The organism is Streptomyces sp. NBC_00038, assembly GCF_026343635.1.
In the GTDB taxonomy this organism is placed as follows: domain Bacteria; phylum Actinomycetota; class Actinomycetes; order Streptomycetales; family Streptomycetaceae; genus Streptomyces.
In genome coordinates this window covers 5,586,217-5,609,073 of the sequence record NZ_JAPELQ010000001.1, presented here as the reverse complement: position 1 = coordinate 5,609,073, position 22,857 = coordinate 5,586,217, and the positions used below count along the sequence as shown (strand labels likewise).

General features: G+C 67.0%; 20 protein-coding genes and 1 tRNA gene. 11 read left to right on the top strand and 10 right to left on the bottom strand.

What is annotated here, in order from left to right:
- Positions 1-59: 59 nt before the first annotated feature.
- Positions 60-1,139, bottom strand: a complete 1,080-nt coding sequence (locus OG219_RS25385) for an undecaprenyl/decaprenyl-phosphate alpha-N-acetylglucosaminyl 1-phosphate transferase (RefSeq protein WP_266830150.1) — start codon at positions 1,137-1,139, stop codon at positions 60-62.
- Between the two features lie 156 nt (positions 1,140-1,295).
- Here OG219_RS25385 and OG219_RS25380 point away from each other — a divergent pair, with 156 nt between their 5' ends.
- Both OG219_RS25380 and OG219_RS25375 read left to right on the top strand, forming a co-directional pair.
- Positions 1,296-4,289, top strand: coding sequence for an NACHT domain-containing NTPase (locus OG219_RS25380; protein ID WP_266830148.1), 2,994 nt, complete (start codon positions 1,296-1,298; stop codon positions 4,287-4,289).
- Positions 4,290-4,465: 176 nt separating this feature from the next.
- Positions 4,466-6,733: a (Fe-S)-binding protein gene (locus OG219_RS25375; protein WP_266830146.1), complete on the top strand. Its 2,268-nt coding sequence runs from the start codon at positions 4,466-4,468 to the stop codon at positions 6,731-6,733.
- Between the two features lie 166 nt (positions 6,734-6,899).
- Here OG219_RS25375 and OG219_RS25370 read toward each other — a convergent pair whose 3' ends face one another.
- On the bottom strand, positions 6,900-7,736 hold the full coding sequence (locus OG219_RS25370) for a helix-turn-helix transcriptional regulator (RefSeq protein ID WP_266830144.1): 837 nt from the start codon (positions 7,734-7,736) through the stop codon (positions 6,900-6,902).
- Between the two features lie 107 nt (positions 7,737-7,843).
- On the opposite strand from OG219_RS25370, the gene OG219_RS25365 reads away from it, so the two are divergent.
- The 4 genes from OG219_RS25365 to OG219_RS25350 all read left to right on the top strand — a co-directional run bounded on the left by OG219_RS25365 (position 7,844) and on the right by OG219_RS25350 (position 12,214).
- The gene (locus OG219_RS25365; RefSeq protein ID WP_266836227.1) at positions 7,844-8,563 is read left to right on the top strand and encodes an SDR family NAD(P)-dependent oxidoreductase; all 720 of its coding nucleotides are present in this window, start codon (positions 7,844-7,846) and stop codon (positions 8,561-8,563) included.
- A gap of 194 nt (positions 8,564-8,757) precedes the next feature.
- Positions 8,758-10,026, top strand: a complete 1,269-nt coding sequence (locus OG219_RS25360) for a VCBS repeat-containing protein (protein WP_266836226.1) — start codon at positions 8,758-8,760, stop codon at positions 10,024-10,026.
- A 144-nt stretch (positions 10,027-10,170) separates the two neighbouring features.
- Positions 10,171-11,097 (top strand): Yip1 family protein, encoded by a 927-nt coding sequence (locus OG219_RS25355; protein WP_266830142.1) that lies wholly within the window; start codon positions 10,171-10,173, stop codon positions 11,095-11,097.
- 418 nt (positions 11,098-11,515) lie between these two features.
- Positions 11,516-12,214 (top strand): hypothetical protein, encoded by a 699-nt coding sequence (locus OG219_RS25350; RefSeq protein WP_266830140.1) that lies wholly within the window; start codon positions 11,516-11,518, stop codon positions 12,212-12,214.
- Positions 12,215-12,341: 127 nt separating this feature from the next.
- On the opposite strand, the gene OG219_RS25345 is transcribed toward OG219_RS25350, so the two are convergent.
- Both OG219_RS25345 and fxsT read right to left on the bottom strand, forming a co-directional pair.
- Positions 12,342-12,683, bottom strand: a complete 342-nt coding sequence (locus OG219_RS25345; RefSeq protein WP_266836434.1) for a hypothetical protein — start codon at positions 12,681-12,683, stop codon at positions 12,342-12,344.
- Between the two features lie 346 nt (positions 12,684-13,029).
- Positions 13,030-15,798 carry an FxSxx-COOH system tetratricopeptide repeat protein gene (fxsT, locus tag OG219_RS25340; protein ID WP_266830138.1) on the bottom strand — a complete coding sequence of 923 codons (2,769 nt, stop codon included), beginning with the start codon at positions 15,796-15,798 and terminating at the stop codon, positions 13,030-13,032.
- A gap of 113 nt (positions 15,799-15,911) precedes the next feature.
- Between fxsT and OG219_RS25335 the strand changes: the two genes are divergently transcribed.
- Positions 15,912-16,070 (top strand): hypothetical protein, encoded by a 159-nt coding sequence (locus OG219_RS25335; RefSeq protein ID WP_266830136.1) that lies wholly within the window; start codon positions 15,912-15,914, stop codon positions 16,068-16,070.
- Between the two features lie 421 nt (positions 16,071-16,491).
- Positions 16,492-16,632, top strand: a complete 141-nt coding sequence (locus tag OG219_RS25330) for a hypothetical protein (RefSeq protein ID WP_266830134.1) — start codon at positions 16,492-16,494, stop codon at positions 16,630-16,632.
- A gap of 643 nt (positions 16,633-17,275) precedes the next feature.
- Here OG219_RS25330 and OG219_RS25325 read toward each other — a convergent pair.
- The 5 genes from OG219_RS25325 to dcd form a co-directional block, all read right to left on the bottom strand.
- Positions 17,276-17,671, bottom strand: coding sequence for a DUF6188 family protein (locus OG219_RS25325; protein WP_266830133.1), 396 nt, complete (start codon positions 17,669-17,671; stop codon positions 17,276-17,278).
- Positions 17,668-17,958 carry a hypothetical protein gene (locus OG219_RS25320; RefSeq protein ID WP_266830131.1) on the bottom strand — a complete coding sequence of 97 codons (291 nt, stop codon included), beginning with the start codon at positions 17,956-17,958 and terminating at the stop codon, positions 17,668-17,670. Before OG219_RS25320 ends, OG219_RS25325 begins: the two co-directional genes overlap by 4 nt.
- A gap of 548 nt (positions 17,959-18,506) precedes the next feature.
- The gene (locus OG219_RS25315; RefSeq protein ID WP_266830129.1) at positions 18,507-18,719 is read right to left on the bottom strand and encodes a hypothetical protein; all 213 of its coding nucleotides are present in this window, start codon (positions 18,717-18,719) and stop codon (positions 18,507-18,509) included.
- A gap of 75 nt (positions 18,720-18,794) precedes the next feature.
- Entirely contained in the window at positions 18,795-19,304 is a 510-nt protein-coding gene (locus OG219_RS25310; RefSeq protein ID WP_266836225.1) for a phosphoribosyltransferase, read from the bottom strand.
- A gap of 26 nt (positions 19,305-19,330) precedes the next feature.
- Positions 19,331-19,906 (bottom strand): dCTP deaminase, encoded by a 576-nt coding sequence (gene dcd, locus OG219_RS25305; RefSeq protein WP_266830127.1) that lies wholly within the window; start codon positions 19,904-19,906, stop codon positions 19,331-19,333.
- 528 nt (positions 19,907-20,434) lie between these two features.
- Here dcd and OG219_RS25300 point away from each other — a divergent pair.
- The 3 genes from OG219_RS25300 to OG219_RS25290 all read left to right on the top strand — a co-directional run bounded on the left by OG219_RS25300 (position 20,435) and on the right by OG219_RS25290 (position 22,032).
- Positions 20,435-20,508 (top strand) — tRNA-Gly (locus OG219_RS25300).
- A 474-nt stretch (positions 20,509-20,982) separates the two neighbouring features.
- The gene (locus OG219_RS25295; protein WP_266830125.1) at positions 20,983-21,417 is read left to right on the top strand and encodes a hypothetical protein; all 435 of its coding nucleotides are present in this window, start codon (positions 20,983-20,985) and stop codon (positions 21,415-21,417) included.
- A gap of 135 nt (positions 21,418-21,552) precedes the next feature.
- Positions 21,553-22,032: a hypothetical protein gene (locus OG219_RS25290; protein WP_266830123.1), complete on the top strand. Its 480-nt coding sequence runs from the start codon at positions 21,553-21,555 to the stop codon at positions 22,030-22,032.
- Positions 22,033-22,068: 36 nt separating this feature from the next.
- Here OG219_RS25290 and OG219_RS25285 read toward each other — a convergent pair whose 3' ends face one another.
- Positions 22,069-22,797: a GntR family transcriptional regulator gene (locus OG219_RS25285; RefSeq protein WP_266830121.1), complete on the bottom strand. Its 729-nt coding sequence runs from the start codon at positions 22,795-22,797 to the stop codon at positions 22,069-22,071.
- Between the last annotated feature and the right edge of the window lie 60 nt (positions 22,798-22,857).

Here is a 22,857-nt window from a genome sequence, read left to right as displayed (position 1 = left end):
CGACGCTCGCCGCGTGGTCAACAGAGCTGAGTCGAGGGGGCTCAACTCTTATCTGTTTCTTACGCGCACCTTGCGTCTGACCTGGGCATCTTAAGCCCGTCGGGTGGATGGATTTTCAGCCCGTCCGGCGTTTGAGGACGAGCCCTTCGGGCGACCGGGGGTCTGGGGGCGGAGCCCCCAGGTGACGGGAATGGGTAGGGGCGGAGGGGGCGAGAACCAGGCCCCACACCCCCCACGAGCACCACCACGGCGACAACCCCCGCCACCCACCACGCAGCGCTCGGATCCACCCACTCCAGGTCGATGAGCAAACCGACGAGCGCCCCGCCGAAAGCCGCCGCCCCGATCACCACCATCACCCCCCGCGAAGTCAGCCCGCCCCGCCGAAGCCGGTGAGCGAGGTGCCCGCCCGGCCGCCGAGCGGCAAGGGCCAGATCCGCGAGCCCCACAGCCGTCAGCGAGAACAACGCCGCGACCCCGGACCCCGTCTCCCGCCCCCCATGGACGACCACCGCCGCCCCGGCCAGTACGAACCCGGCGAACAGCGCCCCACACCGCCCCGGCACGATCCGCGCCGGAGGCCGCCCCTGCATCAGGAACCCGGTGAGCGCCGCCGCCAGCACACTCAGCAGCGCCGCCATCCCGTCCATGACCTCGGCCGCCGCACACCCGCTCAACGCGAAGGCGGTGACGACCCCGACGGTCCCCATCACCCCGTCGGCATGATCGAGCGAGACGAAGGCGAACGTGACGAAGACGATCCAGGCGACACCCAACACCCCACCCAGCACCCCGAGTTCGCCGTACGGCACGGTCAGCGCGGCGGCGACACCCACACCGCCCACCTGAACCACGAGCGGCACGGCCCGCAGATCGGCGACAAGGCCGAGCAGCGCGACCCCGGCCCCCGCCACCAGCAGCCGCCCGGCGTCGACCCCCAGCGGAGCGACCTCCATCCACTCCCCCGCACCGGCCACGAGCGCCGTCCCCCCGACCACCGCCACCCCACCCAGCAACGGAACCACCCGCAACCGCCGCCGCTCGACCACCCCGAAGCGCAGGGCGAACATCCGCAGCAGGGCGGCGAGCGCGGCGGTGAGGAGCAGGGCGGCGGTGGAGGCGACGATTCCGTACAACACCTCGCCAATTTAGACTTAAATGTCACAATATTGCGCGAATAACACGATTGGGTTTACCGCACCTCGCCGGTCAAGGCGACGCGTCCTCGTGAACCGGCGACCCCTGCACCCCCATTGTGGAAACCTGAGAGGCTCGGAATCCGGGAGGGGGGCTCGGTGCAGGACGTCTTGCGGAGCTGGCCAATCGGGCTCGGGGGGTTTCTGCTTGGACTCCTCGCGCTCGCCTCGAAGGACTGGCTGGTCTCCAAGGTCAAGCTGCTCCTCGATTTCCTGTACGGCCGCTTCGCCGGGAGCCGACTGCTGCGTCGTGCCGCCCTCGCCAAGTACACGCGCGAGCTCTACCGCCGCCACAAGGAGTTCCCCGTCTCCTTCCAGGCCGACGAGGCACTGAAGCTGCCGATGGAGTCGGTGTACGTGCCGCTGTACGGCGCCGGGACCACAGGCGGCGAGGCCCTCGCTGCACTGTCCACGACGCTGCGGCGGGCCCGGCGCAGCGTCGTGCTCGGGGTGCCGGGCGCAGGCAAGACCCTCCTGCTGCGGCACGAGTCGCTGATGTGGGCGCAAGAGCGGGTGCAGGACGACAGCTCGCGGGTCGAGCTCGGAGACGTCACAGACATCCCCGTGCTCCTTGAACTGCACCGCCTCAACACGGACCCCGAGCTGAGCCTGGAGCAGCACGTCGTCCGGCACTTCGCCCGCCATGGCTTCCCGCGCGCGAACACCTGGGTGGCCGGGGCTCTGGACCGGGGCGACCTGGCCCTCTACTTCGACGGTCTGGACGAGGTCGCCATGGACCTGCGCGGCAAGGTAGTAGAACTGATCAAGGAGTTCGCGGACACCTACGCGGACTGCCGGATCGTGGTGACCTGCCGGGTCGCGGTGTACGAGGGCCAGTTCGCGGAGTTCGACCAAACACTCCGGGTGCGGCACTTCGACGAGCACCTGATCCGGCGGTTCCTGAACGGCTGGCCGTGGCGCGCGGGCACAGCCACGGACACGGTGGACCAGGTCCTGGGCGCCCTCCGGGACACCCCGCAGATCATGTCGCTGGCCCGCAATCCGCTGCTCCTGACGATGATCGCGTACCTCTACGACTTCGTGTACGCGGGCACGGACCAGGTCCTCCCGCACACCCGCGCCGACTTCTACAAGCAGGTCATCGGCAGCCTGCTCGCCGACCGCCGTCAGTCGTCGTTCGCGCTCCCCCTGAAGAAGTCGGTCCTCCAGCAACTCGCCCTCGCCGCCCAGGACATCCCGTCGGGCACCCACGACCGGCTGGCCCTCCCGGAGGCCGAGGTCCTGAAGACGGCCCGGACGGTCCTGGAACAGCAGGGCCGGGATCCGGCTCTCGCCGAGAACGTGGTCAAGGAGATCGTGGATCGGAGCGGTCTGCTGCTCGCCGTGGACAACGGGGAGCGGTATCAGTTCGCGCATCTGACCTTGCAGGAGTATCTGGCGGCAGCCGTGCTTGCCGCGAACCCTGCCGGGCTGCTGCGGCGGTACGAGGCGGATCCGGTGGCGTGGCGTGAGGCTGTGCGGCTGTGGTGCGGTGTGGAGCCTCGGGACTGCACGGAGGTGGTGCGGGCGGTTTACGAACGGGATCCGGTGCTGGCGTTCCAGTGCCTGGCGGATGCACACGCTGTTGATGACGGACTGGCGGAGGAGGTGTTGGAGCACTTCAAGGCACGACTCCGCGCGGGAGAGGCCGACGAGCAGGTGATCTCAGCTTTCGGGCTGGTGGCGGGGGACCGGCGGCAGCGGGGGCTGCGGCTGTTCGAGTTCCTGAAGGACACTGTCGGCAGAGCCACCACGACCAGCGCGCGCAGGTACGCGGCGGCCCGCGCTCCGGCTGCTCGTGCCCTGGCTGCCACCAACCTGCCGAAGGCCGCCGAAGTGCTGGCGTCGAGGGCACACCCGGAAAACTCGGCCTGGCGGGCGCTGGCGTCAATGGGAGACCTGGCGGTGCCCGCCTTCCGCGCCGCGGCGGAGGCATATCCCAACGCGGTCCACGTGCTGTGGTCCATTCGTACACCCAAGGCCGCGCGGGCCCTGGCGGGGCTGCTATGGCACCGGAACCCGGAGACAGAGCTTCTCTGCGCCTTTCACCTCGGCGAGCTGCTCACGGTGCCGGAGATCGAGGCCGACCTGCGCACCGTTCCGGTGCCGGAGAACTACAGCTACCTGGGCTGGGTGTGGCGACCGTTCGCCCAGGGATCCGACGACATGCTGATCAAGGTCGCCGGCCGGATCGCCTGGATCATCAACGAGTCACTGCCGGTCGAGCCCGGCGGACGCGACAACCTGCCCACTCCCGACCGGCGCATCATCGCCGCGCTGGCCGTGGTCGGCCACCTCGCTCCGGAGGGACACGAGCGCTTGAATAGCGCGGTGCACGTCCCCGACGAGTTGGCTGACTGGATCGAGCGTCGCGGGCCGTCAGCCTTGCTCACGAGGAATCGTGTGGGCGATGAGCCTGTCCATCTCTCCAGGCAGAACCTCTCTTACTACCTGCAGTGCGATCTTGACTCCTTCAGCTCGTTCGTAGTCCAGCAGTCCGATGCCGCACTTGTCTCGGCGGGCCTCTCTCCGCACCGGCTGACCCTGGTGAGGATGCTTCCCGACTGGCTCCAACTCCGGGTCGCAGTGGCGCTTCTGCGACAGACCGATTTCGCCAGTCCGCAGAGTTGGGACGCACTGCCGCCGGGCGCCCGGACCAGCACCTCGGACTACGCCTTCGGTAGACACTGGCACCTCTGGTTCACGCTGCTGATGTCTCTGGCCGGGTCGGCTATCGCAGCGTGGGGAGCCCTGCAAGCCTCTACGGGCGCCCACCCCTGGGGCCCCGCCTGGCTGGGCGCGGTGGCCGTCGCCCAGATCGTGGTGGGCTGGTTGGTTCTGGCCCTGTACCCGGTACGGGGAGGGCATCCGTTCAAGCACTGGTGGTATGCCATGGCCGGCTGGATACCCGCCATCCTCGTCTACTTCTACGCAGCGCTGACGCAGACCTGGGGCACGCCGGCGGCGATCATCGTGACCGCCTTGGCCATCGCTGCGTTTCTCACCGTCACGATGCGCATGTTCGTTCTGGCGGACCGCGAGGACACCGCAACCCACCCCGTCCGCGAATACGTCCTCATGCCTCTGATCTGACCCGCCCGAAGAGCGACGCGGATCACTCAGGCAACCCTCAGCGACGCAGATCACGGCATGCCTGGCTACAGTGCGGCGGGATAAGTAGGTAGTCTCAGGCGAACTGGGTAAGTTACCGCTTAGTAATCTCCGTAACCGCTCATACAGAATCACCTCGCAGGCCCGAGGAGCCCCCAATGCAACTCGCCGCGATCATTGTGTCGCTGGTACTCGCCGTGGTCGGCGTGGCGCTGTTCAGCAGAGCCATCGCGCAGATCTACCGGTTCGTACGGCTCGGTCAGGACGTCCCCGCGGGAACCCGCACCGACGACTGGACCGCGCGCACCGTCACGGTGGTCAGGGAGTTCCTCGGCCACACCCGGATGAACCGCTGGGGCATCGTCGGTGTGGCCCACTGGTTCGTCGCCATCGGCTTCTTCTCGCTGATCGCGACCCTGGTGAACGCCTTCGGGCAGCTCTTCCAGGCCGACTGGGTGCTGCCGATCGTCGGGCACTGGCTGCCGTACGAGGTCTTCGTCGAGTTCATCGGTCTGATGACGGTCCTCGGCATCCTCACGCTCATCGTGATCCGCCAGCTGTCCCGCCCCGGCCGCGCGGGCCGGAAGTCGCGGTTCGCCGGGTCCAACACCGGCCAGGCCTACTTCGTCGAGTCCATCATCCTCATCATCGGCCTCGCGATCATGACCCTGCGCGGCATGGAGGGCGCCCTCGTCGGCGTGCACCACTACGAGGCCGCGTACTTCGCCTCGTACCCGATCGTCGCGACCTTCAGGGGCACGGACGTCGGCACGCTCCAGAACCTGATCTACCTCACCGCGATGATCAAGATCGGGACCTCCTTCATCTGGATGATCACGGTCGCGCTCAAGACGGACATGGGTGTCGCCTGGCACCGCTTCCTCGCCTTCCCGAACATCTGGTTCAAGCGCAACGCCAAGGGCGCCACCGCGCTCGGCGCACTGCTGCCGATGACCTCCGGCGGCAAGGACATCGACTTCACCGACCCCGGCGAGGACGACGTCTTCGGTGTCAGCCAGGTCGAGCAGTTCTCCTGGAAGGGCATCCTCGACTTCTCCACCTGCACCGAGTGCGGGCGTTGCCAGTCGCAGTGCCCCGCCTGGAACACCGGCAAGCCGCTCTCCCCCAAGCTGCTGATCATGTCGCTGCGGGACCACGCGCACGCCAAGGCGCCCTACCTCCTGGCCGGCGGCGGCAAGGACGCCGAGGGCAACGAGAAGGCCACCAAGGAGCAGCTCGCCGACGTGCCCGCGGCCGCCCTCGCGGAGGCCGAGCGCCCGCTGATCGGCACCTTCGAAGAGAACGGCGTCATCGACCCGGACGTCCTGTGGTCCTGCACCACCTGCGGCGCCTGTGTCGAGCAGTGCCCGGTCGACATCGAGCACATCGACCACATCGTCGACATGCGCCGCTACCAGGTGATGATCGAGTCCGCCTTCCCGTCCGAGGCCGGCACGATGCTCAAGAACCTGGAGAAGAAGGGCAACCCCTGGGGCCTGGCCAAGAAGCAGCGCCTGGAGTGGACGAAGGAAGTCGACTTCGAGATCCCGGTCGTCGGCAGGGACATCGAGGACCTCAGCGAGGTCGAGTACCTGTACTGGGTCGGCTGCGCGGGTGCGCTCGAGGACCGCGCCAAGAAGACCACGAAGGCCTTCGCGGAGCTCCTCCACATGGCGGGCGTCAAGTTCGCGATCATGGGCGGCGACGAGAAGTGCACCGGTGACTCCGCCCGCCGCCTCGGCAACGAGCCCCTGTTCCAGGAGCTCGGGATGGAGAACGTCGCCGCGCTGAACATGGCGTTCGGCGAGGACGACGAGGACGAGTCGACCAAGAAGCCGAAGTCCGCGAAGAAGATCGTCGCCACCTGCCCGCACTGCCTGAACACGCTCGGCAACGAGTACCCGCAGCTCGGCGGCGACTACGAGGTCATCCACCACACCCAGCTGCTCCAGCACCTCATCGACGAGGGCAAGCTGATCCCGGTGACCCCGGTGGAAGGCCTGATCACCTACCACGACCCGTGCTACCTCGGCCGCCACAACAAGATCTACACGCCGCCGCGCGAGATCATGTCCGCCGTCCCGGGCCTGCGCCAGCAGGAAATGCACCGCCACAAGGAGCGCGGCTTCTGCTGCGGCGCCGGTGGCGCGCGCATGTGGATGGAGGAGCGCATCGGCAAGCGCATCAACAACGAGCGCGTCGACGAGGCCCTCTCCCTCAACCCCGACATCGTCTCCACCGCCTGCCCGTTCTGTCTCGTCATGCTGACCGACTCGGTCAACGGCAAGAAGAACGACGGCCAGGCCAAGGAGTCCATCCAGGTCGTGGATGTGGCTCAGCTGCTCCTCGACTCCGTCAGGACGCCGGTCGACCCGGCGGGCACGGCGGAGGCGGAGAGCACGCCGGAGCCGGAACCGGTGAAGTGACCCGGGGAGTACGTTGGTAGTACGCCCGCGAACGCCGTAGGGGCTGAGGAGACTCGGTCCCTACGGCGTTTCTCATGAGGCCATGAGGCCGGGGCGTCAGGACGTAGCCATGCGCCACGACGTACGCCACGGCACGAGGACGTACGCCATGGCACCAGGACGTACGTCATGGCGTACTGAGTTCCTGCGTACCCAACACCCCCAGAAGCGCCATCCGTTCGACGTCCTGCGTACCGGGCTCAGCCGTGTAGATCATGATCCGCAGATCGCTGCCCGCGACGCTCAGCACGTCGCAGTCCAGCGTCAGAGGACCCACCTGCGGGTGATCGATGGTCTTGCGCGAGGCCTCGGGCCGGCCCACGGCACCCGATTCCCACAGCTCGGCGAACCGGGCACTGTTCGCGCGCAGTTCCGCGATCAGCCTCCGCAGCCGCTGGTCCGCCGGATAACGGTTCGCCGTCGCCCGCAGCTCGGCGACCTGCACGGCCTCCAGCGTGCGCAGCCCCTCGGGTGTGTGGCGGACGCGGCTGTTGCCCGAGCCGAGGAAGTTGCGCCACACCGCGTTGCGTTCGTTGCCGTGCCGCTCACCCATCAACGCCACGTACAGCGGGTTGGCCAGCAGCAGCGTCCACGCCGCGTCACTGACCGCGACCGGCGTCCCCGTCAGCCTGTCCAGCAACCGCTGAACACTGGGCGTGATGAACGCGGGCACGGTGCCCTGCCCCGGCGGTACGAGCCCGGCGACATGGAACAGATGCGCGCGCTCCGCCCCGGACAGCCGCAGCGCCCGGCCCAGCGCCTCGACGACCTGCTCCGACGGATTGGCCGCCCGGCCCTGTTCGAGACGGGTGACGTAGTCGACGGAGATCCCGGCCAGCATCGCCACCTCCTCGCGGCGCAGCCCGGCCGCGCGCCGATGGCCGCCGGCGGGCAGCCCGGCCGCCTCCGGGGAGACCCGGTCGCGCCAGCGCCGTACCGCATGCCCGAACTCCGTGGTCGCCATGGATCCACTGTGCACCGCCCCGCCGGGATCGTCCTGGTACTGCCAGTCCCAGGAAGACGGGACGCCTGGCTGACCTCCCGGCCCCGTCGCACCGTGGATTCATGACAATGACAACGACAACGACAACGACACTGATCACCGGAGCGAACAAGGGTCTCGGCTTCGAGACCGCCCGCCGTCTCATCGCCGCGGGCCACACCGTCTACGTCGGAAGCCGGGACGCCGAACGCGGGCGCCGGGCCGCCGAGCGACTGGGCGCGCGGGCGGTCCGGCTCGACGTCACCGACGACGCCTCCGTGGCGGCCGCGGTGAAGACCGTCGAGGCCGACGGAGTACTGGACGTACTGATCAACAACGCGGGCATCGAAGAGCGGGCGGGCGACAACGCCGTGATCGGCGCCGCCGACGTGACCGCCGACCTGATGCGGTCGACGTTCGAGACGAACGTCTTCGGCGTCGTGCGCGTCACCCACGCCTTCCTGCCGCTGCTGCGCCGGTCCGCCGCCCCGGTCGTGGTGAACGTGAGCAGCGGCCTGGCCTCTATGGCCCGCGTCACCGCCCCGGACACGCCGGCGTACGCCTACCCGGGCGTCGCCTACCCGGCCTCGAAGACCGCGGTCAACCTGATCACCGTCCAGTACGCGAAGGCCTTCCCGGAGATGCGGATCAACTGCGTCGAACCCGGCTACACCGCGACCGACCTGAACGGCCGCACCGGCACGCAGACCGTCGAGGAGGGCGCCGAGATCATCGTCCGCATGGCCCAGGTCGGCCAGGACGGCCCCACCGGGGGTTACTTCGACACCGACGGCCGGATCCCGTGGTGAATCCCAGCCCTTTCGAAACCCAAGTCCCCCCATAAACCCCAAGTGACCCACCGCGCATGCCACGCCCCTTAACTCCCCGCCGCAACAAAGCCATCATGTGCAGGTTGTTGTCGACGGTGTGGTCGAGATGGATGGTGCGTGTGCGAATAAACGGGAGCGGGATACGTACGGCGGCGGCCGGGCTCGGATGCGTCCTGCTGCTCGCTGGACTGGCGGGATGCGCCGGGACCGGCACGGACGAAACCAAGGCCGCCTCCACACACGACCCCATCGCCGTCGCCAAGGCCCCCGCCCAGCTCCCGGTCCCGCGCGGCAAGGGCAGCGAGACACCGGACGACTTCAACGGCGACGGCCGCCCCGATCTCGTACTGAACGACCTCGTCAAGGGCCCCGACGGCACCCACGGCGACGACGCGGGCATCGGCATCGTGTACGGATCGCTCCGCGGCCTCACCCCCGGCGCGCGCCAACTCCTCAGCCCCGCCCGCCAGGCGGCCCCCACCGACGGCCAACTCCCCGCGCTCTTCGAGGCGGAGGCGAGCGCCGACCTGGACGGGGACGGCTTCACCGACCTCGTCGTCTCCACGGACCCGCCGTACGACGGACAGGGCATGCCCCCCGTACCCCTCCAGATCCTCTTCGGCTCCCCCTCGGGCCTGACCGGCAAGGCGGTCAAGCTGACCATCCCCGCGCAGGCACGTTTCGGCAACGAGTGGCCGGACCAGCCGGTCCCCGGCGACTTCGACGGAGACGGCGCGACGGACCTCGTCGTACACGCCTCGAACGGCCAACTCAGCTATCTGCGCGGCCCGTTCACCCGCAAGGGCGCCCCGCGGGCGGCGGGCGGTCCCCTCGCCTCCCCGGGCAACGTGCCCACGGGTCCCGCGGCCGACGTGAACGACGACGGCTACGACGACCTCCTCATCCGTACGGCGGAATCCGCCGCCGCCTCCGCGATCGTCCTCGGCGGCCCGGCCGGCCCCACCCGCACGGGCGCCGCCCTGCCCACCGGCATCGACGTCGCCCTCGGCGACTTCGGCAAGGGCAAGGCCCTGGACGCGGCGGTCGGCGCCATGGGCGGAACGTCCCTGCGCTACGACCTCCCCGGCACCGCACGCGGCAGCATCACCACCGCGGGCTCGGTGCTCGACTCCGGCGACTTCGACGGAGACGGCCTGAGCGAACTCGTCTCCAGCGGTTCCCAGCTGCGGATACTCCCAGGCCGTACGACCGGTCTCTCCACGGCGGGCATGGTGACCGTGCAGCCACCCGCCCAGGGCACCACCCGCGTCCTCACCGTCGCCGACTTCACCGGAGACGGACGGGCGGACCTGGTGGTCCGGACGTACCCGGGAGAGACGAAGGACACGGTCGCGCTGTACCCGGGGACGAAGGAGGGCTTGGTGGCGAAGAAGCCGACGGTCACCTTCTCCACCTCGGAGTTCCTGGGGATGGACTCCTGACACCGGCCCCTACGAGGGGTCCCGCGCACTCCCCGTAGGGGGCGCCTGTGAATCCCCCTAGGTGATGTCACAGATAGGCCCCAAAGCCCGGTCCGCGCCCCGGCTCCCGCACGTCACTCTCCGGGACCAGGTACGTTCGATAACGTGGCTGGATTCAGGATCGGACGCGGCCGGGACAACCGCGCCCCGCAAGGGCGACCGCAACAGCAGCAACCGTCGTACGGGCAGCAGGCCCCGCAGCCTCCTCCAGGAGGCCGGCCGCCGTACGGCTACCCACCCGCGCCGCAGCAGCAGTACGGCGGCGGACAGCAGCCGTACGGCGGGCAGCAGGGCGGCTGGCCCCAGGCCGGGCCCGGCGGTGGTGGCGGCTACGACGAGCCGGAGTACTTCGGTGACGGGCACCCGCAGCAGGGCCCGGACCCGTACGCGGCGAACCAGCCCGGGCACACCCAGGCGTTCTCGGTCGGCGAGGACCCGTACAACCAGGGCGGGACATACCGCGCCGGTCAGGCCGCGGCCCCGCCGGTGGGCCCCCGCCTGCACTGGAAGGACCTGCTGAAGGGCATCATCACCCGCCCCAACCAGACCTTCCTCCAGATGCGCGACTACGCGATGTGGGCCCCGGCCCTGATCGTGACGTTCCTCTACGGCCTGATCGCCGTCTTCGGCTTCGACGGAGCCCGCGAGGACGCGATAAACGCCACCCTCTCGAACGCGATCCCGATCGTCCTGACGACGGCCGTCGCGATCGTGCTCAGCACCTTCATCCTCGGCGTGGTCACCCACACCCTGGCCCGCCAGCTCGGCGGCGACGGCGCCTGGCAGCCCACGGTCGGCCTCTCCATGCTGATCATGTCCCTCACGGACACCCCGCGCCTGGTCGTCGCCATGTTCTTCGGCGGCGACGCGTCCTTCGTCCAGCTCCTCGGCTGGGCGACCTGGGTAGCCGCCGGCGCCCTGCTGACCCTCATGGTCAGCAAGTCCCACGACCTTCCGTGGCCGAAGGCACTGGGCGCGTCGGCGATCCAGCTGATCGCGATTCTGTCGATCATCAAGCTGGGTACGTTCTAGTACGTCCAGTACATCTCTTACGTACGTGAAGGCCCCCGGCGTCTGTGCGCTGCCGGGGGCCTTCACGGTGTGTACGTGGGTGGGGGTCAGGCGTCGAGAACCTGGCCGACCCTCTTCACGACGGGCGGTTCGACACTCCAGGGTCGTTGACCCTATGAGGGACGTTCGAGACGTGGTCTCCGCAGGTCAAGGATCTGCGGTCCACCAGCGCATCCGCCAAAGAGCCCTCTACGCCAGCAGCCGATCGTGATAATCAGACGGGTTCACGTCTCAGCTAGGCGGAAAGCTCCAAAGGCTTGCTGTCCATCGGGTCGGCACCTTGGATCAGGGGGAGAACTTGCTGGCGAATGTGCTGCCGGGCCTTCGTGATGTCCGAGCGCCGCTCTCGACGGGATGCATCTGGTTCCTGACACTCTGGATGATCCTGGAGGACCGTGTTCCGACGCCGCAGCAGGCTCACGGTGTCTGGGCTTCCCTGTATCGCCTTGGTGGCTTGATAGGTCCCGCCGGCGTGCTCGCGTCCGTCGCCTTCCTTGCCTATCTCATCGGAGCCATGCTCGCCGTCCGAGTAGTCACCGTGAACGCGAGGGAAGCACCGAAGGCCGCGAAGTTCTGGGGCACTAGGACGGACCTCACGCCTCGCGTGTCACAGCTTGCGTACGACGACCTGGTCAGCTTCCTGCAGGACCACGAGCGGGTGCCCGCACCAGAACCGGAGGTCCCCGCGGCGGGGAGGTCGGAGCGCGAGGAGGGCCGACGCCTCGTGGTGAACTTGGCAGTACGAGACATCCTTGGTGAGACACGCCAGCTGCGCACCAAACTACTGATCGCCAACTACGACTTGTTCAACGAGTACGACCGAGCAGTGGGTGAGGCAGAGTTCCGCAAGAACGTCGCCTACGCCCTCCTGGGTCTGACGGCTGCACTCAGTTGGATGCAATCACCTTGGTGGGCCTTCCTCCTGATAGTTCCCACCCGGCTTTACGTTGCCGGCATGGGAAGCGAGCGAGCAGCCAACGACGTCATCGTCCAGGCTGTAGTGGCGGGCCTCATCACCCCCCTCTCGATGACCGGAGCCGCAGGTGTGCCCGCTATTCCTACGGGACGGAGCCAGTAGGCGGGGAGGCACTCGAAACCTGGCTGGGGCCACCGCACCGCAGCGACCGCGCGGAACGCAACAGCGGTGCCTCAGAAAACTGAGACACCGCTCTGCTACGCCATCACCCGCCGAAGTTTGCCGCGGGTCAGCGCCACACCGGTTCGACGAGAGTGGGATCGAACTTGCGTCTCCCGCGTCCGGCGGGATGGATGAGTACGGCTGACAAACTATGCAAGATCAGTGCTTGTTGCCGCTCGATGGGGAGCGACCGGAAGTCCTCGCCGATGTCGGCGTTCAGGGACTCGGCCTGCTGCCGTTCTTTGTTGAAACGCGCTCGCTCCAACTTCAGCTCATCGCGGCTCCGCTCAAGCTCCGGCAGGAGCTGAAGCAGAGTCGAGACGGTGATCTTCTTGCCCTTCGCGGCCTGCGTCAGCTCGGCGATGTCGGCTTCGACAGCAGCCACTGAGCCTTGCACGGTCGCGGTCACCCACGGCACCACCCGCATCACATGGACAATCCGACCGGCGATCTTCCTGCCGCTCGCACATCGCCGAGGCATTGAACTCCAAGCCTGCGTAGACGACTTCAAGCCCCACACGTCCGACTGAGTTATAACTTTCTCTGGTTCAAGCCCGGCTGCACTGCGGGCGCCGCTCCTGCCTCCGGCCCGCTCCGCCCGCGCTGCGCCGACGCGCGCCCACTAGTGGATAGGTTCGGAGTCCATGAGTCGACCACCGCGGCATACGGCCACGGTTAGAGCAGTGCCTCCGGCGGGGGATCGGCCGGCACCGGTAGCTGTAGGGCGGTGGAGGAGGTTACCCGCCTCATGGTCGTTACCGGCGCTTGCGGCGGAAGCGCGACTTCTTCTGTTTCTGGGGGACCAGCAGTTGCTGGGCTTCGAATCGCCTTCCCAGCGCGGTTAGTGCCTCAGCGAGGTTGTGGGTGGCTTCTGCGGTGTCGGGGTGGTCGTCGCCGAGGGTGCGGCGATGGCGATTGCGCACGTCTTCAAAGAGCTGAGCAGCGGCCGCGTATTGGCGCAGGTTATACAGGGTGATGGCGAAGTGGTGGGCGGATTGGATGGTGTCGGGGTGGTCGTCGCCGAGGATGCGGCGTCGGCGCGTGAGCGTGTCTTCGATGATCCGGCGGGCTTCGGCGTGCTCACCGAGGCTGTGCAGGGCGTTGGCGAGGTGGTGGGCGGATTGGATGGTGTCGGGGTGGTCGTCGCCGAGGATGCGGCGTCGGCGCGTGAGCGTGTCTTCGATGATCCGGCGGGCTTCGGCGTGCTCACCGAGGTCGTGCAGGGCGTTGGCGAGGTGGTGGGCGGATCGGATGGTGTCGGGGTGGTCGTCGCCGAGGATGCGGCGTCGGCGCGTGAGCGTGTCTTCGATGATCCGGCGGGCTTCGGCGTGCTCACCGAGCCTGTGCAGGGTGATGGCGAGGCTTTGGGCGGATCGGAGGGTGTGGGGGTGGTCGTCGCCGTTGGTGCGGCGTCGGCGGGCGAGGGTGTCCTCGTCCATGCGGCGGGCTTCGGCGTATTCGCCGAGGTCGTGCAGGACGATGGCGAGGTTGTGGGCGGATTGGAGGGTGTCGGGGTGGTCGTCGCCGAGGATGCGGCGTCGGCGGGCGAGGGTGTCCTCGTCCATGCGGCGGGCTTCGGCGTGCTCACCGAGATTGTGCAGGGCGACGGTGAGGTCGTTCGCGGATTGGAGGGTGTCGGGGTGGTCGTCGCCGAGGGTGCGGTGTCGGCGGGCGAGGGTTTCCTCGATGATGCGGCGGGCTTCGGCGTGCTCACCGAGGTCAGCGGTGGCGTGCCCGAGAAACTGCGCCGCCGTAAGGGCATCGGGGTGGTCCTGTCCCAGATCGGTGACCCACATGGTGTAAGCCACGGCCGTGAGGTCGCGGGCGGTGCGGGGCTGACCGCTTCTGATCAGGTAATGGGCGGCGTTGAGGAGTGCTGGCCGCAGTTCAGGGAGCTTGGTGGTGGCGAGGTGCTGCGCTGTGAGGTGGGGGGTGAGAGCTGCCCAGCCAGGCCAGAAGTCCGGGCTTTGGGGGTCGCCGGGGTTGACGGCTGCAAGGAGGGTGACGGCGTCGTTGCGGATGGCCACGGCTTGGTCTGGGGACGTTTGGTCACGAAGGACGGCTTGAGTGAGGCGGTGGATTTGGAAGCTTCCGGATTCGGTGCGAGCTAGGCCGTAACGGCTGAGGGGGCTTAGCGCTTCATGGAGCCACATCGGGTCATCGGGGTTGCCGGGGATCGTAGCCAGTCGGGGTCGAACGGTCTCCAGCCAGGTGTTTCGAATGGGTTCGGGGCCGAGGAGGGCAACCAGGTGGAGGAGCGCAACCGCGTCGGGGTGGTGCTCGGTGAGGCGGTTGACGGCGATGGTGACGGTGGCCGCCACCGGTGCGGGGTAGCCGGGAGCGCCGCCCTTTTCCAGGATCTGGGTCGTGTTGGTGGCAAGGAGTTGCTGATAGAGGTCCAAGCTCATGCCGCCGTGGGCGATGACGCCGGCGGCCTGGGCGAGGGCAAGGGGGAGGTCGCCGAGGTCCGCCGCGAGGGTGTCGGCCTGATCGTCGTTCATGCCGTCGACTCGACCCTGCAGATAGGTGAGGGAGTCGGTGCGGGTGAAGACGTTCAGTGGGGTTGTGCGGGCGGTGCCGGCCCAGTTCGGGTTGCGTGAGGTGATTAACGTGTGGCCGGGGCCTTGGGCGAGCCAGGGCTCGATCTGGGCGGGGTCTTCGGCGTTGTCCAGGATGAGTAGCCAGCGCTCGCGGCCGTCGAGGTGGGAGAGCAGGGCGCGGGCATTGGTTTCGGCGCCGGCGTCGGGCTTGGCTATTCCCAGGCGATCGGCGAGTTCGGTGTAGCGGACGGGGATCTCGTCGGGCTGTTCGGCGTCGATCCACCACACCAGGTCGTACTGGCCGGCGAAGCGGTGTGCGTATTCCAGGGCGAGCTGAGATTTGCCGACCCCGCCCATGCCGTGCAGGACCTGGGGAACGGCCTTGCTTTCCCTGACGAGGCTCTCACGCAAGCGGGCGATCTCGGTTTCGCGGCCGGCGAAGTCGGGGTTGCGCCGTCGCACGCTCCACACCTCGGGCTGGCCGGAACTTCCGGGCAGGCGTGGCTTGCTCTGGCCCGCCATTGGGATGGGGGCTGTGACCGGGATGGTGCCAGGGAAGGGCGGGGGAGCGGTGGGGCGGCTGCCGCTGTTGACGGCCTCGTGCAGTGCGGTCTGGGCGGCGGTCTCATCCAGGCCGTGGAGGTTCTTGCGGAGCTTGGCTGCCAGAATCCGAGGAAGGTCATTGGTGGTGAGGGGTTCTAGGGCAAGGGGGATGAGACGGTCGCGGTGGGCAACCGCGGCAGTCCACTCCTCGGTGGTCCAGCGTTCGTCCTCGAAGTAAGAGGTGGAGAACAGGGCGATCACCGCGTCGGCGCGCTTGAGCGCCTCATCCATGCGCTGGACCAGATTGTCCCCGGTGCGCCAATCCCAGACGTCCAGGATGACCTGGTGGCCGGCCTGCTCCAGGTGCCAGCCGACCCATTCGGCCCAGGCCCGGTCGGTGCCCGCGTAGCTGATGAAGAACTGCTGGGCCTGATCGGTCACCCTTGCCCTCCGTCCCTAGGTGTCATACAGGGGCCATGATCCCGCGTATAGCCTGAGCCAGGTAGGGAATAGGCGAAATCGGAAGGGTGGGGTCGGTGCGGGGTCCGAAGAGTGTGGACGTAAAACTGAAGCTGCCTGGGGTAGAAGTCTCCGGTTACTGGGAGCCGAACAACGAGGAGCGGCGTGCGGCATGGGAGCTGTACGTGGAGCTGGTCACCCGGGTGCCGGTCGTACCGCTCCGGGAAGACGAGGGCTGCTCCGGGAGGCACTGAGCAGCCTGTATTCGCTGTTCGAAACCACGCGGGAGATCCTGCGCCAGCATGGGCCTGACATTGCTGAACCGAAGCGAGACGGGCAGTACAACTTCGGCTACTTGGCGGTGGCGATGCTCAACTACGGAGTGCGTCCACTGCTGGCCCACTGGCACCCAGCTCTGGAGGACTGGGAGCACCGCAGGCCCGTCGACCGCTCCCGACGCGAGCACGAGCTGGCCTGGCCTGGCCTCAATCTGAGCAGCTCCGAACCGCCCTGCGCGACACCCGCCAGCTTCTCACCGCATACGCAGACCTCCTCGCCAGCGCCTGCGGCGTCCCCAACCTCCTCGCAGCCATCCCCACCCGCGAATGAAGAATGCAGAAGCTTTCTGGCTTGCACGCCGCTGGCTGACCGTCCCTCCTAGGAAGGCGGGATGGTGTGCCAGACGCCATAGCGCTGGCGGAGATCCCGCGCACGCCGCTGGGGACGGAGCTTCCGGAGCTCGGGGCCTTCGTCCGCGGTGAGGTCTACTGGCATAACGACCGCAACCGGCAGGTCAGGGGTCGGCTCGACGAGTGACAGTCGGGCGGCGCGTGATCGAACCGTGGCCGTACCGGGGCGTCCAACGTCGCTCAGTGACGACCGGTGACGACCACTAACGACAGTAGTAGCGGGCCACAGTCGCAGGTCACCCCAGTCGGTCTACGACACTGGTACCACCATGCCCAAGCCCGGAGAACAAAGCTGACGTGCGCCAATCCCCCGCCGGGATCCGTGCCAGGTGAGTGTCTATCTGCGTGACAACGCCGACGAACAACGGCGGACGCCCACGAACGCCAGCGGACCATCAGCACAGGTGAGAAGCACACCAGCCCAAGGCAGCGCCCCCACCCAAGTTGCTTCGGGACGAAGCGGTCAACGTGGAAACGCCTTGGAGTCCGAGTCGTGGTAGCCGTAGGGTCGCGTCGTCCCGACAACAGGTGCCCCCGGGGCGCCCGAGGCGAAAGCCGAACCAGCGGGAGTAAGAGGCAGCTCGCGGGGTGGCTGTACGAGCGTGGCGCACGATCGGCGTCCTGAGTAGTCCCCACCGGACCCGGGCTGTACAGCAACCGACCATGGGCAGCAGGACCTATCAGCCCCTCCGGACAATCTGTCTGACCGTCAAGTGCCCGATCTTGATGGAGCTACGGATCAGAAGTCCTCATCCCGTAAACAGCTGTCGTCAGTGCTCCCAACCCCCTTCACCACCAGGCCCGACCAGGATCGGTTCAACTCCCCACCCAGTCAGCTGCCAAGACTCGAACTGTGGATCCGGACCGACCCACAGTCCTGAACCATCATCAAACTCAATGGTCAGCGCACCACGACCCTGCACGTCAACGGCAGTGGCAGACCGCCCGAACAGCGCAAGGACCGGTGCGAGGCTTGCGCCTGTCCCCGGGGCCATTTCGTGCCACTCGCCAGCCGCATCACGGAGCAGGAACGGTGCCTCAAGTACCAGTTCGGCATCAAGGCGGTAGCCCTCCTCCGGGTCGAGGGCGCAGAGATTCAGGCGGACCTGGAAGTCGAATGAAGTGCGCTCCACCTGGGCCCCGATCAGGGCCGTGGGAACCTTCATCCTCGCGTCATCCTGTCTATCGCGCTTAGCTCAGTCTTGCGCCGGCGGGCATAGCCCTCCAGGTCACTCTTGATCGTCATGACGTCCGCGACTGGGATACGGATGGGGGCGCAGTACCGGCCATCGCACGACCGCGGGAAGCTCCCGTCGATGAGCGAAACACCGCTGAGCACCACTGCGCCATCCACATCGATCTCCGTGCAGAGCACCGGATGGAAGGAACAGTCTTCGTAGATGTCCCCCACCCGGATTCCTGCCGGGTTGCGCGGGTCAATCGCCTCGTTCATGGCGCCCAACATGCCATGGCAGCCACACGAGCGCTGCTGAGATTTCGGCGTGGCCGGCGCACAGCCCGCTCCCAGTCGCCGCACAGATGGGGGAATGTATGGGGCGTGATCAGCCCGAGGACGAGACAGACCTCCGGCACGTGGTGGAGCAGGCGATGAGAATCCGGATGATCTGGGAGGAGGTGTGTGTAACTCACTGGGGCCTCCCCTTTGATGAGGTGAGGGATGCGTTGACGGCGGCCGCTCGCCGCTGGGACATGCCAATCGACAGCACTTTCGCCGTAAGGGCCGCCCTCGGAATCCACGCGGGGTCTTGGGAGTGAAGCTGCCGGTCAGCAAGGACCATTCCCATGCCCGAACGTCTCTGTGGGGCTAGCGGGGTCAGCGGGGAGGACGCGATCGCCTGTTGACGCCCGGCAGGATCGGACACACCCCAAGCGCACCAGATCGAGCGGGGAACAGCATGAACGCCCACGATCCATCAGCAGCCCGGATCTGGCTCAGGCGGACCGGTCCGCTGTATCGGTCGAGACATGGCACGGCTCGTATTAGGAGTAGAAGTTCTTCCAGTACTCCTCATGGGACGTAGAGAAGTCGGCTGGCCGATCCTGTCGCAGCACCTCGTAGCGTGCCGAGTAGGCATCAAGGGCTTCATGTAGCGAGCAGCCAAGGTGATCACGCAGCACCTTGATGCCTAAGATGATCCGCCCAGCGACGATCTCGCCGTCCGCGACATCTATGCCGTCTCGCTCAACGTCCATACAGCGATCAAAGCGGACCACGTGGCTAGCATCAAGGCGGACCTTGCAGATTGGCCACACGCGAGACGGCCCAGGTCAGAGCGCTTCCTTAGACGGTGTGATCGGCTCACCGAACCTACGTACTGGAGGCAAGACACTCCACGGGAAGTTGATCCACTCATCGGTCCGCTTCCACACGTACTCGCACTTCACCAGCGAGTGGGACTTCTCGTAGATCACGGCGCTGCGGACCTCGGCGACGGCGTCGACGCAGAAGTCGTGCACCAGCTTGAGCGTCTTGCCGGTGTCGGCGACGTCGTCGGTGATCAGGACCTTCTTGTCGGAGAAGTCGATGGCGTTGGGGACGGGGGCGAGCATGACGGGCATTTCCAAGGTGGTGCCCACCCCGGTATAGAACTCGACGTTTACCAGGTGGATGTTCTTGCAGTCGAGGGCGTAGGCGAGCCCGCCGGCGACGAAGACGCCCCCGCGGGCGATGGAGAGCACGATGTCGGGCTCGTACCCGTCGTCGGCGATCGTCTGGGCGAGCTCGCGGACGGCGGTGCCGAACCGCTCGTAGGTGAGGTTCTCGCGCACGGCGCTCATGCTGTCGTCACTCACGCTGTCGTCACTCACACCTGGGTCCGATGGAAGTTGAGGAAGGACCGGGAGGCGGTCGGCCCGCGCTGTCCCTGGTAGCGGGACCCGTACCGGTCGCTGCCGTACGGGAACTCGGCCGACGAGCTCAGCTGGAACATGCACAGCTGCCCGATCTTCATGCCCGGCCAGAGCTTGATGGGGAGGGTCGCGAGATTCGACAGTTCAAGGGTGACGTGCCCGGAGAACCCTGGGTCGATGAACCCGGCGGTGGAGTGCGTGACGAGGCCGAGCCGCCCGAGCGAACTCTTGCCCTCGAGCCGCGATGCGAGATCGTCAGGGAGCGAGATGACCTCGTACGTACTGGCGAGGACGAACTCCCCGGGATGCAGGATGAACGGCTCATCGCCCTCGGGCTCGACGAGCCGCGTCAGATCCGCCTGTTCGACGGACGGATCGATGTGGGGATATCGGTGATTCTCGAACACCCGGAAGTAGCGGTCGAGCCGCACGTCGACGCTCGACGGCTGCACCATGGATTCGTCGTACGGATCGATCCGGACCCGTCCGGCATCGATCTCGGCCCGGATGTCCTTGTCTGAGAGAAGCACGCCCCGAGGATACGCGGGGACTGTCAGCAATTGCGCACAGTCCCCCGCGCCTCACCTACGGCCTACTGCTTCCGACCGCTACTGCCAGCACTTCTGCTACTGCTTTCTACCGCTTCTCCAACGTGACCGGTACGACGTTCCGGAGCCGCGCACACCGCGGACACCGGATGAGCCGACCAGGGCCGAGCCGCTCGGCTTGCTGCATCGGGAACGAAGCGGTGCTGAACACGTGCCCCTCGGCACAACGGACGACGGTGCGCTCCATCAAGTCCTCAGAGTCCCTTCCCCAGAGCCGCGTCTGACTGACGACGAAAGCCCACATTACGGGACGTAAGGGATGCCCCTCCAGGCGGCACTCCGGTCACACACAGACCCTCTTCCGCGCCCCCACCGTACGCCCCAACTCCGGCCCCCCGCAGCCGCATCCCCCTCCCCGCAACGCACCCTGGCCCCACGGCTTCAGCGTCGGGGGCCAGGCATGAGGTAGAGTGAGCGGGCATTCGACACCGGCTCAAACCGGCGTCTTACGCGGGTGTAGTTTAGTGGTAGAACATCAGCTTCCCAAGCTGAGAGTGCGAGTTCGATTCTCGTCACCCGCTCCATATGAAACCCCCAGGTCCGTGACCCGGGGGTTCTTTGTTGCCTAGACCGGTGGGCGGCGTGCGCCCCACAACCGCACCATAAGGTCGCCGCTAGCTCCCAGTGGACCTCTCCTTGCGGTGCGCATGGCCGTCGTTGTGGTGATTCGCACGCTCGGCGCGAACCATGTCGTCGAGGCCCGCCACTGAGAGCGTCCTTGGCGATCTCGCCCGTCTGACGGTCCTTGACCTTCAGCTCAGGAGCCTCGGTCAGCAGGATCGTCGCGGACGAGGTCTCAACTCGGATCACACGCACAGAACTTCTCCCTCGTAGACACCGGCCAGACGACCTGTCAGGTTGACTTAGCAAGTTCGAAACTAGAGATGCCAGGTTGACTTGTCAAGTGAGTCAGGTGATCCGTCCGTCGAATCTCCAGCGAGCACCGACGCATTCACAAGCGCACGATGAGAGACAACGCCTCATGGAAGGACGGGGCCATGAGCAAGATTCGGCATTCTCGGCAGCCACAAGGCCAACCGCCACAGACTTGGGGTGCCCGGCCACCCAGTTCGCCGCCATCGCAACCGAGCCGATGGCCCGAACCTCAGCAGGCTTCCCCTCCAGGCCAGCCGCCTTATCAGTGGCAGCCTGCACCTCCCCCAAGGAAGCGCCGTCGCATCTTCTTCTGGATCTTCCTGGCGGTCCAGATCCTGTTCCTGATCTGGGTGATAGCAGGCGCCGCCAGTGGCAGCGGGACGCCGGAATCGTGCTCCGGCCTAACGGGCGACAGCCTCCAACTGTGCAAGGACGCCAGCGACATCGGCACCACGATCGGGGTCGGCCTGGTAATCGCATTCTGGGTGGCCACAGACTTCATCCTGGCCCTCACCTACGTGATCTACCGGATGGCCAGCAGGCAGCCTCGAACGTAGGGCCCTCCCTCACGAGGTGAAGCATCTGCCGTCCACTCGCTGAACCGGTCGGAGACTGATCGTTGTCGCCGAGGACTGACGATCAGTATGTTCGTTTCACCGAAGGGTCGGGACGGCGGAGCCTCAGGGGGTTTGATGCTGGACACGCTGGTGACAACGGCCGCTGGTGCGCTTTTCGCCACAGCGGGTGTGCTGGTCGGCGGTATCGTCACGCACCGTGCTCAAGATCGACAGTGGACGCGCGATCAGCAGCTTGCCGCCTACCAGGAACTGTTCAGTCACTACGCCAAGTTCACGATGGAACTCAGGCGAGCACATGGCGACCGACGCGGCTGGGACTACGACTGGGGCGAGTGGAGCGCGGCCTTGATGCGTGTAAGCCTGGTCGCTCCCACGGAAGTTGCAGCGGAGATCGACAACTTCGGCCGCGCCATCAACTCCTTCCTGGACCAGGTGGAGCGAGGAGAACGCACCCCGCTGCATGACCCTCTAAGTTCGGAAGAGTTCGAACAGGCCAGGCAGGCACCCGCCCAAGCGCAGGTGAAACTGGTCAACGTCATACGACGTTCACTGAGCAATGATCACAAGGGACTGCCCTTCGGAATTGGCGGATAAGGCAACGATCCCAGCATGCCGGCCATGCGGGATCAGTCAGCCAAGTCGGTAGGTGCCTTCCAGTTCCTGCCGATCAGCAGGCAGCAGAACATCCGTGACCTGCAAGGCCTGTCCGGACACGTCGCACGCGACGACGAGCACGCTTAGCACGGGTTCCCCCTTGGGCAGAGCCAAAAGATCTGCCTCCTCGTCGCTCGGCATACGAGCCGAAACCCGTTCCGTGACGTGGTCGAAGCGGACCCTCGTTCGCGCTTCCAAGTGCGCTCGCAGCCCCTCCGCGAGCGGGGTCGAATCAACGAGGTCAGTGCCCTCCGCGAGGCCGACAGGGAAGTAGGAGGAGGAGAGCTCAACCGGCTCCCCGTCTTCTTCGACCAGCAGCCGCCGGACGAGCACCTTGGTCCGCTTCGGGACACCGAGAAACGAAGCGACCCGCGGAGGCACGGGCACCTGCCCGACCTCAATGAGACGCCCGGGGGTGGCCGACTCATCACGTTCCAGCGCCTCGCGCCCCCGCTGATCCTTCCGCTCGATCACTTCGGGGCGTCCGCGGACGATCGTTCCGTACCCCTGCCGGGACTCCAGCCAGCCATCCCGCTTCAGCAGCTCCAGAGCACGGACGACAGTGGGGCGGGACATACCGAAGGCCTGCACAAGCTGATTCTCACTCGGGACGCGGCTTCCCGGCAGGTACGTACCGTCCTCGATGCGCCCCTGAAGCGTCTGCGCCAGCCGCACATACTTGGGTGCAGCCACCTCGTACGCCATAGCTCCGCCTAGTGAGAATCCGCCAAGTCAACCTGTCAACCAGCCTACTCAAATGAGTAG

Excerpts from the sequence above, each read along its gene's own strand:
- OG219_RS25350 (WP_266830140.1), top strand. The coding sequence starts at position 11,516 with ATGATCCTGGAGGACCGTGTTCCGACGCCGCAGCAGGCTCACGGTGTC.
- OG219_RS25375 (WP_266830146.1), top strand. The coding sequence starts at position 4,466 with ATGCAACTCGCCGCGATCATTGTGTCGCTGGTACTCGCCGTGGTCGGC.
- OG219_RS25320 (WP_266830131.1), bottom strand. The coding sequence starts at position 17,958 with ATGAACGAGGCGATTGACCCGCGCAACCCGGCAGGAATCCGGGTGGGG.
- OG219_RS25325 (WP_266830133.1), bottom strand. The coding sequence starts at position 17,671 with ATGAAGGTTCCCACGGCCCTGATCGGGGCCCAGGTGGAGCGCACTTCA.
- OG219_RS25365 (WP_266836227.1), top strand. The coding sequence starts at position 7,844 with ATGACAACGACAACGACAACGACACTGATCACCGGAGCGAACAAGGGT.
- OG219_RS25285 (WP_266830121.1), bottom strand. The coding sequence starts at position 22,797 with ATGGCGTACGAGGTGGCTGCACCCAAGTATGTGCGGCTGGCGCAGACG.
- OG219_RS25315 (WP_266830129.1), bottom strand. The coding sequence starts at position 18,719 with ATGGACGTTGAGCGAGACGGCATAGATGTCGCGGACGGCGAGATCGTC.
- OG219_RS25370 (WP_266830144.1), bottom strand. The coding sequence starts at position 7,736 with ATGGCGACCACGGAGTTCGGGCATGCGGTACGGCGCTGGCGCGACCGG.
- OG219_RS25290 (WP_266830123.1), top strand. The coding sequence starts at position 21,553 with ATGCTGGACACGCTGGTGACAACGGCCGCTGGTGCGCTTTTCGCCACA.
- OG219_RS25295 (WP_266830125.1), top strand. The coding sequence starts at position 20,983 with ATGAGCAAGATTCGGCATTCTCGGCAGCCACAAGGCCAACCGCCACAG.
- OG219_RS25310 (WP_266836225.1), bottom strand. The coding sequence starts at position 19,304 with ATGAGCGCCGTGCGCGAGAACCTCACCTACGAGCGGTTCGGCACCGCC.